This window comes from Streptomyces sp. NPDC048718, assembly GCF_043198875.1.
In the GTDB taxonomy this organism is placed as follows: Bacteria; Actinomycetota; Actinomycetes; order Streptomycetales; family Streptomycetaceae; genus Streptomyces.
On the sequence record NZ_JBICVG010000031.1, the window covers coordinates 1 to 14826 of the forward strand.

Below are 14826 nucleotides of genomic sequence, written 5' to 3' on the forward strand. Positions count from 1 at the left end.
GGTACTGCAGGGGGGACCCTGTGGGAGAGTAGGACGCCGCCGAACAATCATTGTGGGGAAGCCCCGCACCTTATGGTGCGGGGCTTTTCTGCGTTCAATCGACCCCTGTGCACCCGGCCGTCGTGGCTGAGGGTAAGGTCATGGGGCCATCATCAGCAGCTCATTCCCACAGGAGGCCCCCGGGTGGAGGTCCAGGAGACTCGGGTTCAGACGAACCGGGTGCTCACCATCCCCAATATCCTCAGCATGGCTCGCCTTGTCGGCGTGCCCGTGTTCCTGTGGTTGATCCTCCGTCCCGAGTTCGGCGGACCCAAGAGCGATGGCTGGGCACTGCTCGTGCTCGCGTTCAGCGGAGTCAGCGACTACCTGGACGGCAAGCTCGCCCGGCGCTGGAACCAGATCAGCAGCCTCGGCCGGCTGCTCGACCCGGCCGCCGACCGGCTGTACATTCTCTCCACGCTCGTCGGCCTCACCTGGCGGGAGATCCTTCCGCTCTGGCTGACCACCGTGCTGCTGGCCCGCGAGCTGATGCTGCTGGTCGCGGTGGGAATCCTCCGCCGGCACGGCTATCCGCCGCCGCAGGTGAACTTCCTCGGGAAAGCTGCGACTTTCAACTTGATGTACGCCTTCCCGCTGCTCCTGCTCAGTGACGGAAACGGGTGGCTCGCGTCACTCGCCGAAGTTTTCGGGTGGGCTTTCGCCGGATGGGGTACAAGTCTGTATTGGTGGGCAGGGATCCTCTACGTGATCCAGGTCCGTCGACTCGTGAAGGCGGATACCGCGGCCGATTGAGCCCGTCCGTCCTTCTGCCGAGCAACGGCGCCGGCAGGATCGAGGACGCCCGAGGGCCATCGAGTGGACAGGTGAAGTCGGCAGGACCGTCATCTCTTCAAGGAGGACGCTTCCGACATGAAGGCCGTCGTGATGGCCGGTGGCGAAGGCACCCGCCTTCGCCCCATGACCTCGAGCATGCCCAAGCCTCTCCTGCCGGTGGTCAACCGGCCGATCATGGAGCATGTCCTGCGACTGCTCAAAAGACACGGGCTCACCGAGACCGTCGTCACCGTGCAGTTCCTCGCCTCGCTCGTCCGCAACTACTTCGGCGACGGCGAAGAGCTCGGCATGGAGCTCACCTACGCGAACGAGGAGAAGCCGCTCGGCACCGCGGGCAGCGTGAAGAACGCCGAGGAAGCACTGAGGGACGACGCGTTCCTCGTGATCTCCGGCGACGCGCTGACCGACTTCGACCTCTCCGACCTGATCGCCTTCCACAAGGAGAAGGGCGCTCTCGTCACCGTCTGCCTCACCCGGGTCCCCAACCCGCTGGAATTCGGCATCACGATCGTCGACGAGCAGGGCCGGGTCGAACGGTTCCTGGAGAAACCGACCTGGGGCCAGGTCTTCTCGGACACCGTGAACACGGGCATCTACGTCATGGAGCCCGAGGTCTTCGACTACGTCGAGGCGGACGTCTCCGTGGACTGGTCGGGTGATGTCTTCCCCAAGCTGATGAAGGACGGCAAGCCGATCTACGGCTATGTCGCCGAGGGCTACTGGGAGGACGTCGGCACCCACGAGAGCTACGTCAAGGCCCAGGCCGACGTCCTCGAGGGCAAGGTGCAGGTCGACGTCGACGGCTTCGAGATCTCCCCGGGCGTCTGGGTCGCCGAAGGAGCCGACGTCCACCCCGACGCCGTGCTGCGCGGACCGCTCTACGTCGGCGACTACGCCAAGGTGGAGGCCGGCGCCGAGATCCGGGAGCACACCGTCATCGGCTCCAACGTGGTCGTCAAGACGGGCGCCTTCCTGCACAAGGCCGTCGTCCACGACAACGTCTACATCGGGCAGCAGTGCAATCTGCGTGGCTGCGTCATCGGCAAGAACACCGATGTGATGCGGGCCGCCCGGATCGAGGACGGCGCGGTGATCGGGGACGAGTGCCTCGTCGGTGAAGAATCGATCGTGCAGGGCAATGTGCGGGTCTACCCGTTCAAGACGATCGAGGCCGGCGCCTTCGTCAACACCTCCGTCATCTGGGAGTCCCGGGGCCAGGCCCATCTGTTCGGGGCCCGTGGCGTGTCCGGCGTCATCAATGTGGAGATCACCCCCGAGCTGGCCGTCCGGCTGGCCGGCGCGTACGCCACGACCCTGAAGAAGGGCTCGACCGTCACCACCGCGCGCGACCACTCCCGGGGTGCCCGGGCGCTCAAACGCGCGGTGATCTCGGCGCTGCAGGCCAGCGCCATCGACGTACGCGACCTGGAGAACGTACCCCTGCCGGTGGCCCGTCAGCAGACGGCCCGCGGCAGTTCCGGCGGGATCATGATCAGGACCTCGCCCGGTGTGCCCGACTCCGTCGACATCATGTTCTTCGACGGGCGCGGTGCCGATCTGTCGCAGGCCGGGCAGCGCAAACTGGACCGGGTCTTCGCCCGTCAGGAGTACCGGCGGGCGTTCCCCGGCGAGATCGGCGACCTGTCCTTCCCGGCCAGCGTCTTCGACTCGTACACCGGCTCGCTGCTGCGGAACGTGGACACCACGGGGGTCGCCGAGGCGGGCCTCAAGGTCGTCGTGGACGCCTCCAACGGCAGTGCCGGGCTCGTTCTGCCCAGTCTGCTCGGGCGGCTCCAGGTCGACTCGCTGACGATCAACCCGGGGCTCGACGAGTCCCGGCCGACCGAGTCCGCCGAGAGCCGGCGGGCCGGGCTCGTACGGCTCGGTGAGATCGTGGCGTCGGCCCGCGCCGCCTTCGGGGTGCGCTTCGACCCCGTGGGCGAGCGGCTCTCGCTCGTCGACGAGCGGGGCCGGATCATCGAGGACGACCGGGCGCTGCTGGTCATGCTGGACCTGGTGGCGGCCGAGCGGCGGTCCGGCCGGGTCGCGCTGCCGGTGACGACGACCCGGATCGCCGAACAGGTCGCGGCGTACCACGGCACCCAGGTGGAGTGGACGACGACCTCGCCCGACGATCTGACCCGGGTCGGCCGTGAGGAGTCCACGATCTTCGGCGGCGACGGCCGCGGTGGATTCATCGTGCCCGAGTTCAGCAGCGTCTTCGACGGTGCCGCGGCCTTCGTCCGGCTGATCGGTCTGGTGGCACGGAGCAGGCTCACGCTGAGCCGGATCGACGCCCGGATCCCGCGGGCCCATGTCCTCAAACGGGACATCCCGACACCCTGGGCGGTCAAGGGGCTCGTGATGCGCCGGGTGGTGGAGGCGGCCGGGGACCGCAGCGTCGACACCACCGACGGCGTCCGGGTCGTCGAAGCCGACGGACGGTGGGTGATGGTGTTGCCCGACCCGGCGGAGGCCGTCACTCATCTGTGGGCCGAAGGACCCGACGACGCCTCGGCCCAGACGCTCCTCGACGAGTGGTCGGCCGTGGTCGAGAGCGCAGGTCACTGAGGAATCGCGGCCCGCTCGGGGCCGCGCGGCCGGGAGACGGGCGCCGCCGTCTCCCGGCTCGCCGGTGGGGCCATTCGGCGGTACGGCCGACGACGTGCGACGATGTGCGGCATGTCGCAGCAGCACCCCGTTCGGAGCACAGGTACCTCACCGCCGCGTCCGGACGCTTCCATGTCGCTGCTGAACAATGTGATCGACCACGCCCTGGACGACGGCTACGCCGAGGCGTCCGCCCGGCGCGCCGCCGAGGGCGGGGGAGTGCCCCGCACCATCAAGGCCAAGCTGAGCCTCGCGGCCGGCCTGGTCCTCGCCGCGGCGGTGGTGACGCTCGGCGCCGCCGAGGCCCGGGTCTCCGCACCCGTCGTCGCCAAGGAACGCCAGGATCTGATCGACCGGATCGAGTCCGAGACCTCGGCGGCCGACGAGCTGGAGCAGGACGTCGAGGGCCTGCGGACCGAGGTCGGCGCACGGCAGCGCAAGGCACTGAGCCGGCACGGCGGTGACCAGACGGAACTGGTGGCGCTGCTGTCCGGCGCGACGCCCGTGCGGGGACCCGGTCTGAAACTCGTCGTGGACGACGCCAAGGAGGCCGCCACCGGAGGCGGCGGCGGTCCCCGGGAGAGCGCCGGCTTCTCGGACACCGGGCGGGTACGCGACCGCGACATGCAACGGATCGTCAACGGCCTGTGGGAGTCGGGCGCCGAAGCCGTGGCGATCAACGGACAGCGGCTGACCGCCCTGTCCGCGATCCGTGCCGCGGGCGACGCCATACTGGTCGACAACAAACCGCTGGTGCCGCCGTACACCGTGCTCGCCGTGGGCGACGGGAAACGGCTGAGCACGGCGTTCCAGGACAGCGCCGACGGGCAGTACCTGCACGCGCTGCGGGAGAACTTCGGGATCCGTACCAGCATCTCGGCGGAGGGCGACGTGCGCCTGCCGGCCGCGCCGAGCTTGATCGTACGTACAGCAGAGCCGAGGGGAGCCGGGGCGGCCAAGGCCACCGGGCGGGCCGCGGCCGACACAGGGAAGGGCACATCTTGATCGCCGTACTGGGCCTGATCGTGGGAGTCGTGGTCGGACTGTTGGTCCGGCCCGAGATTCCGGCGGTGGTCGAGCCCTATCTTCCGATCGCCGTGGTCGCCGCCCTCGACGCGGTCTTCGGTGGTCTGCGGGCCATGCTCGACGGGATCTTCGTCGACAAGGTCTTCGTGGTGTCGTTCCTGTCGAACGTGGTGGTGGCGGCGCTGATCGTCTTCCTGGGCGACAAGCTGGGCGTGGGCGCGCAGCTGTCCACCGGTGTGGTGGTCGTGCTCGGTATCCGGATCTTCTCCAACGCGGCCGCCATCCGGCGCCATGTCTTCCGGGCGTGACGGCGATGAGCGAGTCCAACAAGCCCGACAAGGCCAACGAGCCCGAGAAGGCCAACGAGCCCGACGAGGCCGGCAAGGCGAACGAGCCCGGCATGGCCGACGCGTCGTCCGCCCCGCTGGGCGGCCCGTCCGACGACGCCGGCGAGCCCCGCGAGAGCGGCGAGAGCGGCCGCAACCGTGTGAGCGGTGAGAAGGCCGCAGGTCAGGGCGGGAGTGCCGACGGCGGCCCGCGCGACGGCGCCACCGACGGATCGGGGGCGCCCGAGCCGGCCCCGCTGCCCAAGGAGAGCCCGGCGCCGAGGAGCACCCCGCCCCACCTGGTGCGACGGGCCCAGCCCCTGCCCGAGCCGCAGCCTCCGCAAGCGTCCCCGCGAGTCCCGCCGCCGCCCCTGCCCGACCCGGGCGTGACCGGCCGGCAGCGACTGGTGGCCGCGCTGTGGCCGCCGCGGGTCACCCGGGCCCAACTCGTCGTCGCGCTGCTGCTGTTCGTGCTCGGTCTCGGCCTCGCCATTCAGGTCAGGTCGACCAGCGACAACAGCGCGCTGCGCGGCGCCCGCCAGGAGGACCTGGTGCGGATCCTCGACGAGCTCGACGACCGCACCCAGCGCCTGGAGGACGAGAAGACCCGCCTGGAGAAGCAGCGCTCCGAGCTGGAGTCCAGTTCGGACCAGGCCGAAGAGGCGCGCAAGCAGACCCGGGAGAAGGAGCGTCAGCTCGGCATCCTGGCGGGTACAGTCGCCGCCGAGGGGCCCGGGATCACGCTGACGATCACGGACGCCTCCGGAGCCGTGGAGTCGGACATGCTCCTCGACGCGATCCAGGAGCTGCGGGCGGCCGGCGCGGAAGCGATCCAGGTCAACGAGGTGCGTGTGGTGGCCGACAGCTATTTCTCGGGCAGTGGACGCGATATGCGGATCGATGGAACGCCGACGGCCGCTCCGTACGTCTTCAAGGTCATCGGCAAGCCGGAGGATCTCGAGCCCGCGCTCAACATCCCCGGCGGCATTGTCCAGACACTGGAGAAGGAGCAGGCCACGGCCACGGTGGAGCGTTCCGAGAAGATCGTCGTCGACGCCTTGCGACCTGCGAAGCAGCCTGACTACGCTCAGTCGTCCTCGCAGTGAGGCGGGGGGTGATGACGGTGGCACGGCAAGGTCACGGCCTTGCGGGGGGTCGCCGCACCACACTGGTGGTGCGTGATGGAAACTGTCGAGTGGATACGGACGTTGTCCAGATGTCCGGGTCGGCAGGTGTATTGAGTCAGGGTTCGTCCTGCCCCACGGGCGGGTCTGTTTCGGTCAAGGGGAATCGCCCGTGAAGTTGTTTGCGAAGTTGTTCGGCAAGAGCGGACGCGAGGACGGCGGCAACGCCAGGCACCGCGCGTCGCGACACGCCCAGAACGAGGAACAGGGTGCGGAGCGCCCTCTCTTCCGTGACGAGGTCGCCGGTCAGGGTGGCGACATTTCGGGCACTCAGGGCGCGTCTTCTGTTGACCCTGCCGGTGCCGCGCGCATAGGTTTCGGGGAAGCATCAGCCTCGGGTACGGGTGGACAGTCCACCGCCGACCCGTACGCGACCCAGACCTCCGCGGGTCAGCCGCGGCCGGAGGACGGCTCCATGCCGGTGTGTACGAGGTGCGGCCACCGCAATACGGTGGACAGCCGCTTCTGTTCCCACTGCGGTGCGCCGCTGCGGGCCGGAGCGGTCGCGGAGCGCGCGTCCGAGACGACCTCGACGATCTCCATCTCGGGTCTCGAGGCGTACGACTCCGAGGTGACCGGCCAGATTCCGGCGCTGTCGCCGGAGGCCCTGGCGGCCGTCGAGGCACTGCCCACCGGTGCGGCGCTGCTCATCGTGCGCCGAGGCCCGAACTCGGGCAGCCGCTTCCTGCTGGACGGCGAGCTGACCACGGCCGGCCGCCACCCGCAGAGCGACATCTTCCTCGACGACGTGACGGTGTCGCGTCGGCACGTGGAGTTCCGGCGTCAGCCTGACGGCACGTTCAAGGTGAGCGATGTCGGCAGTCTCAACGGCACCTACGTCAACCGTGAGCCGATCGACTCGGTCGTGCTCTCCAACGGGGACGAGGTGCAGATCGGCAAGTACCGGCTCGTGTTCTTCGCGAGCCAGCGGGGCGTGTGACACGCCCCGGAGAACCTTCAGGGAAGGTCCATGGTGCGTACAGCGTCGGGCGGTGCCGGCTCCGGCACCGCCGCGGGCGACGGTCTCGTCAGCATCGGCACGGTGCTGGCGAGGCTGCGCGACGAGTTTCCCGAAGTGACCGTTTCCAAGATCCGGTTCCTGGAGGCCGAGGGGCTCGTGGAGCCCCGGCGGACGGCCTCCGGCTACCGCAAGTTCAGCGCGCAGGACGTGGAGCGGCTCGCCCAGATCCTGCGGATGCAGCGGGACCACTATCTCCCGCTGAGGGTGATCCGCGAGCATCTCGACGCCCTGGCCCGGGGTGAACAGGTCGTCCTGCCCGCGCCGGGCCAGCCCCGGGATCCGCTCGACGGGTCCGGGGAGCCGGACGGTGAGCGCCCGACCGCGGCGCGACTGGGCCGGACCGAGCTGCTCGCCGCCGCCGAGGTGACGGAGCCGGAACTCGCCGCGTGGGAGTCGTACGGCCTGATCGCCCAGGCCGCGGGCGGCGGATACGACGCCGAGACCGTCACCGTCGCCAAACTCCTCGCGGATCTGGGGCGATTCGGCCTGGAGCCGCGTCATCTGCGGGCTGTGAAGGCCGGCGCCGACCGTGAGGCCGGGCTGATCGAGCAGATGGTGGCGCCGCTGCGGCGGCACCGCAACCCCCAGACCCGGGCCCACGCCGAGGCCACGGCCAAGGAACTCGCCGGACTCTCGGTCCGGCTGCACGCGGCGCTGGTCCAGACCGCACTCGGTATTCGGCCACAGTGACCCCCGCGGCGGCCCCGGATTCGTCCCGACTACCCAAACCGGTCGGGCACGGCCTAGGGTTGCTGTGTGAACGAGCTCGACGTTGTGGGTGTCCGGGTGGAAATGCCCTCCAACCAGCCGATCGTGCTCCTGCGTGAAGTGGGAGGCGACCGGTACCTCCCCATCTGGATCGGACCGGGCGAGGCGACCGCGATCGCCTTCGCCCAGCAGGGCATGGCCCCGGCCAGGCCGCTGACGCACGACCTTTTCAAGGATGTGCTGGAGGCCGTGGGGCAGGAGCTCACCGAAGTCCGCATCACGGATCTGCGGGACGGGGTCTTCTACGCCGAGCTGGTCTTCGCCAGCGGTGTGGAGGTCAGCGCCCGGCCTTCCGACGCGATAGCGCTGGCGCTGCGCACCGGCACGCCGATCTACGGCAGCGACGGTGTGCTGGACGACGCGGGGATCGCGATTCCGGACGAGCAGGAGGACGAGGTGGAGAAGTTCCGCGAGTTCCTCGACCAGATCTCGCCGGAGGACTTCGGGAGCGGCAACCAGTAGGCGGCCCGCCGGACCTGCCCATACGGGACGGAGGGACGGCCGGGAGCCGGCCCCGTCCCCAGGGGCCCGGACCCGGGAGCCCGCCCCTCTCCCCGTACGCCGGGGCTTCGAGCCTGGGCTCCGGGCAGGCTCCGGACCGTGGGTGTGGCGGGGATGCCGCCGGAGTCACGGGAGCCGCTCGCCGGGGTCGCCGGCGCCGCCGACGGAGGCGTCCCGAGGGCATTCGAGTAGCCTTTCCCCGCGGAGCGGTACGCAAAACCACTCTCAGGGTGATTATCACTCGGCGTGCCGAGTGTGGCGATCGTTGACGCACCCCGAGTGACTGCCTACCTTCGTGTGGGCAGGTCAAGGACGGAGGGTCGGCGTGATGAGCAGCGGCGACGGTACGGCAGAGGGCTTCCGGGGGCATGTGCTCGGGGAGCCGGGGCCGTATCCGCTTCACAGCAGGGTGGGCGGCCTCGGAACCGACCCGGGCACGCGCACGACGGTCGACTCCGAGGCCGTCGGCTATCGCGGCCCCACGGCCTGCGCGGCGGCCGGGATCACCTATCGGCAGCTGGACTACTGGGCGCGCACCGGGCTCGTCGAGCCGAGCGTGCGGCCCGCGTACGGATCCGGCACACAGCGGCTCTACAGCTTCCGGGACGTCGTCGTCCTCAAGATCGTCAAGCGTTTCCTGGACACCGGGGTCGCGCTCCAGAACATCCGGGCGGCGGTGCAGCATCTGCGGGCCCGCGGTTTTCGCGATCTGGAGCGGATGACGCTGATGAGCGACGGCGCGACCGTCTACGAGTGCTCCTCCCCGGACGAGGTCGTCGACCTGCTCCAGGGTGGCCAGGGCGTCTTCGGTATCGCGGTGGGCGTGGTGTGGCGGGACGTCGAGGCGGCGCTCGCGCAGCTGCACGGCGAGCGGGTCGACACCGGCGAGACGCTGGTCGGGCACAACCCCGCCGACGAGCTGGCGCGCCGGCGCCGCGACAAGGCCGTCTGACCCGTCCGGCCCCGTCTGCCCGTCGCGTGCCGCGCCTCGTACCCGGCGTACCGCGTATCCGGCGGGACCCACACAGGGCGGGTGAACGGGTGTGCGAGTCGATTGTCAGTGGCGTAGGGCAGCATCGGAACCGTGAGAGCCGCGCCCACGATCCTGCATCTCGACATGGATGCCTTCTTCGCCGCCGCCGAGCAGGCGTCGAAGCCGAGCCTGCGCGGGAAACCCGTGGTCGTGGGCGGGCTCGGACCGCGCGGGGTGGTCGCCACCGCCTCGTACGAGGCACGGCGCTTCGGCATCCATTCGGCGATGCCCATGGGGCAGGCCCGGCGGCTCGCGCCGAACGCCGCGTACCTGGTGCCCCGCTTCACCTTCTACCGGGCGATCAGCGGGCAGGTCATGGAACTGCTCGGGCGGCTCTCCCCGCTCGTGGAACCGCTGAGCCTGGACGAGGCCTTCGTCGACCTGGAGGCCGGGGGCGTGGCCGACGACAGCGCGGGCGCGCGGGCGGCGGGGGAGCGGCTGCGGCGGGACATCCTGGCGACGACCGGGCTCAGCGGCTCGGTCGGTCTGGCCGGGTCCAAGATGCTCGCGAAGATCGCCTCCGAGGAGGCCAAGCCGGACGGCCTGCTGCTGATCGAGCCGGGCACGGAACGCGAGCTGATCGGGCCGCGGTCGGTGCGGATCATCCCCGGGGTCGGCCCGGCCACCGGCGAGCACCTGCGGCGGGCCGGGATCGTCACCGTCGACGAGGTGGTGGAGGCGGGGCAGGACGAGCTGGTACGGCTCCTGGGACGGGCGCACGGGACCTCGCTGTACGCGATGGCCCTCGGTCGCGACGACCGGCCCGTGGTGGCCGAGCGGGACGCCAAGTCGGTGTCGGTGGAGGACACCTTCGACGTGGACCTGCACGACCGGCTGCGGATCCGGCTGGAGGTGGAGCGGCTGGCCGAGCGGTGCGTGGGGCGGCTGCGGGGGTCGGGGCACTCCGGGCGGACGATCGTCCTGAAGGTGCGGCGGTACGACTTCTCGACGCTGACCCGCTCCGAGACGCTGCGCGGGCCCACGGACGACCCGGTGGTGGTGCGGGAGGCGGCGGCGCGGCTGCTCGACCTGGTGGACACCACCGGCGGCGTACGGCTGCTGGGAGTCGGGGTGAGCGGACTCGCGGACTACACACAGGAGGACCTGTTCGCACAGGCCGAGGCGCAGGCCGGAGCCTTGGCGGGAGGGGCGGTCGGAACCCTGACGGGAGTGCCGGCCGGAGCGCGGGCCGAGGCCCAGGCGGAGGCGGAGGCGGACACCGGCGCGCGGCCGTCGGAGGAGCCGGCCGCCGTGCTGCCCGAGGCCGCCTCCAGGCCCGCCGAGCGGCGCTGGGCGCCCGGCAACGACGTCCGGCACACCGTGTACGGGCCCGGCTGGGTGCAGGGCAGCGGCGTCGGGCGGGTCACCGTCCGTTTCGAGGAGCCGGGCTCCGCGCCGGGCCGGGTGCGCACCTTCGCCGTCGACGACCCGGAACTGGAACCCGCGGATCCGCTGCCGCTGGTCCCGGGCGGCGCGACGGGCGCGGCCTCCCAGGGACGGTATCCGGCCCCTTAGGGACGGCGTTCGAACCTTCCCGGAAGCATGCGGGGTCCGCCCGTTCTGAACGTCCTACCTGACGGACGTCTCCGGACTTGGTACACCAGCTGACGGACTCTGGACCGAACGGGTGTCCGGCGTCCGCATGCCGCCTCCTGGCCCGCTCACCCCTCCTCCTGGCCCGCCAGGCGGCCGAAGTCGTGTTCCACCACGGCCGGGGGCGCGGGCGGCAGGGTCAGGTTGTAGTGGCGGTAGAGCTGAAGTTCCTGTTCCGGGGAGAGATGCCGGCCGACCCCGAAGTCCGGGGCGTCCTTGATCAGGGTGCGTTCGTAGGGGATGTGGAGGCCGTCCGCCACCAGCTCGCTGGGCTCCAGCGGGACGAAGGCGTCCCGGCTGAACAGTCCGGTGCGTACGGCGGCCCATTCGGGGACTCCCGTCGCGTCGTCCAGGTACACCTCGTCCACAGTGCCGATCTTGTGCCCGTTCCGGTCGAACGCCTTGCGGCCGATCAGGCTGCGCGGATCGATGTCGGTCTGCACGGTCCCTCCAGCGGGTCGCGACTGCTCTGCACCACTACGAAAAGGCACATCCGCGATGTCGGCCACTTGAGCGATGGGAGAAGCATCCTCGCTGGTAGGCTGGTTATGGCTGTCGACCCCGCGCGGGAGAGTCCTCCGGAAGACCATTTTCGGAGGCGCCGAAGGAGCAAATCCTCCCCGGAATCTCTCAGGCCCCCGTACCGCGCGGACGAGGTCACTCTGGAAAGCAGGGCGGACGTCGTACGGCATCCGTCCTCACCGACGGTGAAAGCCGGCCTGCCGCGAGGCGTGCCGGTGAAGCTCTCAGGTCGAGATGACAGAGGGGGAGGTCGTCCGGGCAACCGCGCCGCGGTGCCCCTCGCAGGTCGTGACGACCAGGAGGCCCCCGTACATGACCGCCAACCGCACTTCGCTCTCCGAGCTCGAGCAGGGTATTCCGTTCGAGCAGCGGCACATCGGACCCGACACCGAGGCGCGGGCCAAGATGCTCGCCCAGGTCGGTTACGGATCGCTCGACGAGCTCACGGCCGCCGCCGTGCCGGACGTGATCAAGAACGCCGAGGCGCTGGCCCTCCCGGCCGCCCGAACCGAGGCCGAGGTGCTGGCCGAGCTGCGCGTCCTCGCCGGCCGCAACCAGGTCCTCGCCCCGATGATCGGCCTCGGCTACTACGGCACCTTCACCCCGCCGGTGATCCTCCGCAACGTGATGGAGAACCCGGCCTGGTACACCGCCTACACGCCGTACCAGCCGGAGATCTCGCAGGGCCGCCTGGAGGCGCTGCTCAACTTCCAGACGATGGTCGCCGACCTGACCGGGCTGCCCACCTCCGGCGCCTCGCTGCTCGACGAGGGCACCGCCGCCGCAGAGGCCATGGCGCTGTCCCGCCGCGTCGGCAAGGTCAAGAACGGCGTCTTCCTGGTCGACGCCGACGCCCTGCCGCAGACCATCGCCGTCATCGAGACCCGCGCCGAGCCCACCGGGGTCGAGGTCGTCGTCGCCGACCTGTCCGCCGGCATCCCGGCCGAGATCGCCGAGCGCGGTGTCTTCGGCGTGCTCCTGCAGTACCCGGGCGCCTCCGGTGCCATCCGGGACATCAAGCCGGTCGTCGACCAGGCCCACGAGCTCGGCGCGATCGTCACCGTCGCCGCCGACCTGCTCGCGCTCACCCTGCTGGCCTCGCCGGGCTCCCTCGGCGCCGACATCGCCGTCGGCACCACCCAGCGCTTCGGCGTCCCGATGGGCTTCGGCGGTCCGCACGCCGGTTACATGGCCGTCCAGGAGAAGCACGCCCGCTCGCTGCCCGGCCGCCTCGTCGGTGTCTCCGTCGACGCCGACGGCAACAAGGCGTACCGCCTGGCGCTGCAGACCCGCGAGCAGCACATCCGCCGCGAGAAGGCCACCAGCAACATCTGCACCGCTCAGGTGCTGCTCGCCGTCATGGCCGGCATGTACGCCGTCTACCACGGCCCCGACGGCCTGCGGCAGATCGCCGAGCGGACCCACCGCTACGCCGCGATCCTCGCCGCCGGTCTGCGCGACGGCGGCGTCCAGCTGGCCCAGGGCGCCTTCTTCGACACCCTCACCGCCAAGGTGCCCGGCCGCGCCGACCGGATCGTCGCCGCCGCCCTCGCCGGCGGCGTCAACCTGTACCGCGTCGACGCCGACCACGTCTCCGTCTCCTGCGACGAGACGACCACGCGCGAGCACCTCGCCGCCGTCTGGGCCGCCTTCGGCGTCACGGGCGACATCGAGGCCCTGGACGCGGTCACCGAGGACGCGCTCCCGGCCGACGCGCTGCGCACCGACGCGTACCTGACCCACCCGGTCTTCCACGCGCACCGCTCCGAGACCGCGATGCTGCGCTACCTGCGTAAGCTCTCCGACCGCGACTACGCGCTCGACCGCGGCATGATCCCGCTCGGTTCCTGCACCATGAAGCTGAACGCGACCACCGAGATGGAGCCGGTGACCTGGCCCGAGTTCGGCCAGATCCACCCCTTCGTGCCGATCGAGCAGGCCCAGGGCTACGTCACGCTCATCACCGAGCTGGAGGAGCGCCTGGCCGAGGTCACCGGCTACGACAAGGTGTCGATCCAGCCGAACGCCGGCTCCCAGGGCGAGCTGGCCGGTCTGCTGGCCGTCCGCGCCTACCACCGCGCCAACGGCGACACCGAGCGCACGGTCTGCCTCATCCCGTCCTCCGCGCACGGCACGAACGCCGCCTCCGCCGCGATGGCCGGCATGAAGGTCGTCGTCGTCAAGACCGCCGACGACGGCGAGGTCGACGTCGAGGACCTGCGCGCCAAGATCGAGAAGCACCGCGACGAGCTCGCCGTGCTGATGATCACCTACCCGTCCACCCACGGTGTGTTCGAGGAGCACGTCTCCGAGATCTGCGGCATGGTGCACGACGCCGGCGGTCAGGTGTACGTCGACGGCGCCAACCTCAACGCCCTGGTCGGCCTCGCGAAGCCGGGCCACTTCGGCGGCGACGTCTCGCACCTCAACCTGCACAAGACCTTCTGCATCCCGCACGGCGGCGGCGGCCCGGGCGTCGGCCCGGTCGGAGTGCGCGCGCACCTCGCCCCGTACCTGCCCAACCACCCGCTCCAGGCCACCGCGGGCCCTCAGACCGGCGTCGGCCCGATCTCGGCCGCTCCGTGGGGCTCGGCCGGCATCCTGCCGATCTCGTGGTCGTACGTCCGGCTGATGGGCGGCGAGGGCCTCAAGCGCGCCACCCAGGTCGCCGTCCTCGCGGCGAACTACATCGCCAAGCGCCTGGAGCCGCACTTCCCGGTGCTCTACACCGGCCCGGCCGGTCTGGTCGCCCACGAGTGCATCGTCGACCTGCGCCCGCTGTCGAAGGAGACCGGGGTCAGCGTCGACGACATCGCCAAGCGTCTGATCGACTACGGCTTCCACGCGCCGACCATGTCGTTCCCGGTCGCCGGCACGCTGATGATCGAGCCCACCGAGTCCGAGGACCTGACCGAGCTGGACCGGTTCTGTGACACCATGATCGCGATCCGTGCCGAGATCGAGAAGGTCGGCTCGGGCGTCTGGCCGGCCGACGACAACCCGCTGCGCAACGCCCCGCACACCGCGGCCGCGCTGGGCGGCGAGTGGAACCACGCGTACACGCGCGAGGAGGCGGTCTTCCCGGCCGGCGTCTCGACGGCGGACAAGTACTGGCCGCCGGTGCGCCGGATCGACGGTGCCTTCGGCGACCGCAACCTGGTCTGCTCCTGCCCGCCGCTGGACGCGTACGACAACTGACGTCCGCTACGGCGACCGACGTCTGTGGCCGGCCGCCTCGGCGGCCGGTTGTCGGTGGTCCGCCGGTTATCGGTGGTCCGGCCTTCCGCCGGGGGGGGCCCCCGGGGGCCCCCGCGGGGGGGGGGCGGCCCCGGGGCACCCGGGACCTAAAAAAAAAGGGCCGGGGCGCCGTAAAAACGGGCCCGGCCCCCGCGGCGTGCCCCAGCCCCC

General features: G+C 70.8%; 12 protein-coding genes and 1 riboswitch. Of the genes, 11 read left to right on the forward strand and 1 reads right to left on the reverse strand.

The window, feature by feature from the left end:
- Positions 1 to 183: 183 nt before the first annotated feature.
- The 10 genes from ACGFRB_RS33175 to ACGFRB_RS33220 all read left to right on the forward strand — a co-directional run bounded on the left by ACGFRB_RS33175 (position 184) and on the right by ACGFRB_RS33220 (position 10818).
- Positions 184 to 792: a CDP-alcohol phosphatidyltransferase family protein gene (locus tag ACGFRB_RS33175; protein ID WP_361230530.1), complete on the forward strand. Its 609-nt coding sequence runs from the start codon at positions 184 to 186 to the stop codon at positions 790 to 792.
- Between the two features lie 117 nt (positions 793 to 909).
- Entirely contained in the window at positions 910 to 3405 is a 2496-nt protein-coding gene (locus ACGFRB_RS33180; protein WP_363012606.1) for a mannose-1-phosphate guanyltransferase, read from the forward strand.
- Between the two features lie 111 nt (positions 3406 to 3516).
- Entirely contained in the window at positions 3517 to 4449 is a 933-nt protein-coding gene (locus ACGFRB_RS33185) for a DUF881 domain-containing protein (protein WP_363012605.1), read from the forward strand.
- On the forward strand, positions 4446 to 4778 hold the full coding sequence (locus tag ACGFRB_RS33190) for a small basic family protein (protein WP_359885255.1): 333 nt from the start codon (positions 4446 to 4448) through the stop codon (positions 4776 to 4778). Before ACGFRB_RS33185 ends, ACGFRB_RS33190 begins: the two co-directional genes overlap by 4 nt.
- A gap of 92 nt (positions 4779 to 4870) precedes the next feature.
- Positions 4871 to 5902 (forward strand): DUF881 domain-containing protein, encoded by a 1032-nt coding sequence (locus ACGFRB_RS33195; RefSeq protein ID WP_393248373.1) that lies wholly within the window; start codon positions 4871 to 4873, stop codon positions 5900 to 5902.
- A gap of 130 nt (positions 5903 to 6032) precedes the next feature.
- A complete protein-coding gene (locus ACGFRB_RS33200; RefSeq protein WP_363012607.1) occupies positions 6033 to 6920 on the forward strand; it encodes an FHA domain-containing protein in 888 nt (295 codons plus the stop codon).
- A gap of 30 nt (positions 6921 to 6950) precedes the next feature.
- Complete coding sequence (locus ACGFRB_RS33205; protein WP_393248365.1) at positions 6951 to 7691, forward strand: MerR family transcriptional regulator; 741 nt, start codon at positions 6951 to 6953, stop codon at positions 7689 to 7691.
- Between the two features lie 66 nt (positions 7692 to 7757).
- Complete coding sequence (locus ACGFRB_RS33210) at positions 7758 to 8231, forward strand: bifunctional nuclease family protein (RefSeq protein ID WP_359885251.1); 474 nt, start codon at positions 7758 to 7760, stop codon at positions 8229 to 8231.
- A 367-nt stretch (positions 8232 to 8598) separates the two neighbouring features.
- On the forward strand, positions 8599 to 9222 hold the full coding sequence (locus ACGFRB_RS33215; RefSeq protein WP_393248367.1) for a MerR family transcriptional regulator: 624 nt from the start codon (positions 8599 to 8601) through the stop codon (positions 9220 to 9222).
- 132 nt (positions 9223 to 9354) lie between these two features.
- Positions 9355 to 10818, forward strand: a complete 1464-nt coding sequence (locus ACGFRB_RS33220; protein WP_393248369.1) for a DNA polymerase IV — start codon at positions 9355 to 9357, stop codon at positions 10816 to 10818.
- Between the two features lie 146 nt (positions 10819 to 10964).
- On the opposite strand, the gene ACGFRB_RS33225 is transcribed toward ACGFRB_RS33220, so the two are convergent.
- Positions 10965 to 11339, reverse strand: coding sequence for a PRC-barrel domain-containing protein (locus ACGFRB_RS33225; RefSeq protein WP_361230549.1), 375 nt, complete (start codon positions 11337 to 11339; stop codon positions 10965 to 10967).
- 113 nt (positions 11340 to 11452) lie between these two features.
- Positions 11453 to 11552: riboswitch (glycine riboswitch) on the forward strand.
- Between the two features lie 178 nt (positions 11553 to 11730).
- On the opposite strand from ACGFRB_RS33225, the gene gcvP reads away from it, so the two are divergent.
- Complete coding sequence (gene gcvP, locus ACGFRB_RS33230; RefSeq protein ID WP_393248371.1) at positions 11731 to 14616, forward strand: aminomethyl-transferring glycine dehydrogenase; 2886 nt, start codon at positions 11731 to 11733, stop codon at positions 14614 to 14616.
- Positions 14617 to 14826: the final 210 nt, after the last annotated feature.

What these genes read in the sequence shown, in the direction of transcription:
- ACGFRB_RS33215 (WP_393248367.1), top strand. Translation starts at nt 8,599, where the DNA reads ATGAGCAGCGGCGACGGTACGGCAGAGGGCTTCCGGGGGCATGTGCTC.
- ACGFRB_RS33180 (WP_363012606.1), top strand. Translation starts at nt 910, where the DNA reads ATGAAGGCCGTCGTGATGGCCGGTGGCGAAGGCACCCGCCTTCGCCCC.
- ACGFRB_RS33185 (WP_363012605.1), top strand. Translation starts at nt 3,517, where the DNA reads ATGTCGCAGCAGCACCCCGTTCGGAGCACAGGTACCTCACCGCCGCGT.
- gcvP (WP_393248371.1), top strand. Translation starts at nt 11,731, where the DNA reads ATGACCGCCAACCGCACTTCGCTCTCCGAGCTCGAGCAGGGTATTCCG.
- ACGFRB_RS33205 (WP_393248365.1), top strand. Translation starts at nt 6,951, where the DNA reads ATGGTGCGTACAGCGTCGGGCGGTGCCGGCTCCGGCACCGCCGCGGGC.
- ACGFRB_RS33195 (WP_393248373.1), top strand. Translation starts at nt 4,871, where the DNA reads ATGGCCGACGCGTCGTCCGCCCCGCTGGGCGGCCCGTCCGACGACGCC.